General features: G+C 71.4%; 4 protein-coding genes. 2 read left to right on the forward strand and 2 right to left on the reverse strand.

Annotation, left to right across the window (positions count from 1 at the left end; genetic code table 11):
* Window positions 1-716, reverse strand: a 716-nt coding sequence (locus AOK22_RS38220) for a dienelactone hydrolase family protein (protein WP_055703239.1), incomplete at its 3' end; no start/stop codon positions are given.
* Between the two features lie 111 nt (window positions 717-827).
* On the opposite strand from AOK22_RS38220, the gene AOK22_RS38225 reads away from it, so the two are divergent.
* Window positions 828-1,310 (forward strand): MarR family winged helix-turn-helix transcriptional regulator, encoded by a 483-nt coding sequence (locus AOK22_RS38225; RefSeq protein ID WP_055703240.1) that lies wholly within the window; start codon window positions 828-830, stop codon window positions 1,308-1,310.
* A gap of 192 nt (window positions 1,311-1,502) precedes the next feature.
* Window positions 1,503-1,700, forward strand: coding sequence for a hypothetical protein (locus AOK22_RS38230; RefSeq protein ID WP_055703237.1), 198 nt, complete (start codon window positions 1,503-1,505; stop codon window positions 1,698-1,700).
* 90 nt (window positions 1,701-1,790) lie between these two features.
* Here AOK22_RS38230 and AOK22_RS38235 read toward each other — a convergent pair whose 3' ends face one another.
* The gene (locus AOK22_RS38235; protein WP_055703238.1) at window positions 1,791-1,991 is read right to left on the reverse strand and encodes a hypothetical protein; all 201 of its coding nucleotides are present in this window, start codon (window positions 1,989-1,991) and stop codon (window positions 1,791-1,793) included.
* Window positions 1,992-2,062 lie beyond the last annotated feature (71 nt).

A 2,062-nucleotide genomic window follows, 5' to 3' on the forward strand; every position in this document is an offset into this window, starting at 1 on the left:
AGCAGCCGGTCCCAGTGGCGCTGCGTCCCCGAGGCGCTGAACGCGTCGGTGTCGGACATGGTGAAGCCGTGGACGGTGTCCGGGTAGGTCTCGCAGGTGTGGGTGACGCCCGCCGCCTCCAGGGACCGGGTCACCTCGGCGAGGGCCTCGGGCGCCATGTCGTTCGTGGAGAGGCCCAGGTGGACCTCGGCGGTGAGCGCGGGGAAGGCGAGGTGCGGGCTGTCGGGTTCCTCGGTGACCAGGAAGCCGGGGTGGAAACCGGCGACCGCGGCCACCCGGCCCGGGTGGGCGGCCGCGGTGCGCATCGCCATGGCGCCGCCGATGCAGTAGCCCAGCACGGCGACCGGCCCGTCGCTCACCTCGGGCCGGGACGCCAGGAACGCGAGGTACGCCTCGGCGTCGCTCAGGAACCGGGCCGTGGTGAGCTCGCCGAGGAACGGCATCAGCCGCTCGATGACCGCGGGGCGGATCTCCGCCCCGATGTGCTCGGGGAGCTCGATCAGCGGTGCCGTGCCGTGGCGGTAGTAGAGGTGCGGGACGAGCACGCAGTAGCCGTGCCCGGCCAGTGCGCGGGCCCGCTCCGCCAACTCGGGCCGCACGCCGAAGGCGTCGCTGTACAGCAGCACCCCGGGGTGTGGCCCGCCGCCGTCGGGAAAAGCGGCGAAGGCGTCGGCGTGACCGTCGGGGGTGGGGATCCGCAGTGTGGTGGTGGGAATGGTGGTTCGTCCTTCCTGGGTCCGCTCGATCAGCGTTAGTCCCACTAACGATGTCGGCGTGAGGGAACGTATATCGTTCGTCCCACTAACGCAATGGAGAGGATCGGTGCCATGACGAGAGCCGAAGCCGCCGACCTGCCCGACGACGGCGCGCCCCGGGTGCCCGACCGGCTGCGCCGCCGCGCGAGCCGTCAGCTGTCGCAGCTGACCACGCGCTCGGACCGGCTGATCAACGAAGGGCTGGCCCGGGTCGACGCCCGCAAGTGGCACTACGCCGTGCTCGCCGCGCTGCAGGACCACGGCCCCGGCAGCCAGGCGGAGCTGAGCCGGCGGACCGGCATCCACCGCAGCGACATGGTCGGCGTGCTCAACGAACTCGCCGAACGCCACCTCGTCGAGCGCGCGCCGGACCCCGCCGACCAGCGCCGCAACATCATCACGGTCAACACCCGGGGCCGCCACCACCTGCGCCGCCTCGACCAGGTCCTGGACGAACTGCACGACGAACTGCTCGCCCCGCTGGATCCTGCCGAGCGTGAACAGTTCATGGGGTTGCTCACGCGTCTGCTGGATCACCAGGAGGGGACCGCCTGACCGTCGTCAGGCGTTCACCCTCGCGATCATTCGCTCAGGGAAATCCATCCGTGAAGTGGCCAGGCGGATCGTTCCGGCGTTCACGTACGGGTGATGTGGGGATTGTCGGAGAGAGGGGCTGGGGAGCCACGGATCGGCTCGTGTCGTGTATCGAGTCGCAAACGAAATCCGTTGACGCAAAGGAGAGTTCGCATGCGCCGCTCCGCCGCCCTCATCCTCGGGACCGTCTCGCTGCTCGGGGTGCTCGCCGTGCCCGCGAGTGCCGTGCCCGATCCCGTCGGCACGGTCGACTGCCTGGCCCAGTCGGCCGGTGACGTCACCTCGCTCGTCGACCCCGCGAGCCCCGGCGTGCCGTCGGAGATCCCGGGCACGGCGTGCCTGGCGCCGTGATCTGACCGCCGCGTCGCCCTGACGCACCTGCGCGGACCCCGGTTCCGGGGTCCGCGCGGAGGTGGGACGGGCGTGGGGCGCCGGGGGAGGTCAGTCCCACTGGTACCCGTCGCCGAAGTTCAGGGTGTGCTCCAGCACGTCCTCCAGCGGGTCGTCGATCTGGCCGGTGTTGATCAGGCCGACCCTGGGGGCGTTGTGCGCGTTCGTGTGGGTCTCGTCGGCGTGCGCCGTGCCGGAGCACAGGACGGCGGGTGCGGCCGCCATCGCCGCGACCAGCGCCCAACGGGACATTGCCTGTACCCAACTGCCGTTCACTGCGGCCTCCTTGGACGATGTGCGTCCGGGCCGTCGGTCGCGGCCCG

The sequence above is a fragment of the Streptomyces silaceus genome, assembly GCF_001419745.1.
In the GTDB taxonomy this organism is placed as follows: domain Bacteria; phylum Actinomycetota; class Actinomycetes; order Streptomycetales; family Streptomycetaceae; genus Streptomyces; species Streptomyces silaceus.

Excerpts from the sequence above, each read along its gene's own strand:
- AOK22_RS38225 (WP_055703240.1), top strand. The coding sequence starts at position 828 with ATGACGAGAGCCGAAGCCGCCGACCTGCCCGACGACGGCGCGCCCCGG.
- AOK22_RS38230 (WP_055703237.1), top strand. The coding sequence starts at position 1,503 with ATGCGCCGCTCCGCCGCCCTCATCCTCGGGACCGTCTCGCTGCTCGGG.
- AOK22_RS38235 (WP_055703238.1), bottom strand. The coding sequence starts at position 1,991 with ATGTCCCGTTGGGCGCTGGTCGCGGCGATGGCGGCCGCACCCGCCGTC.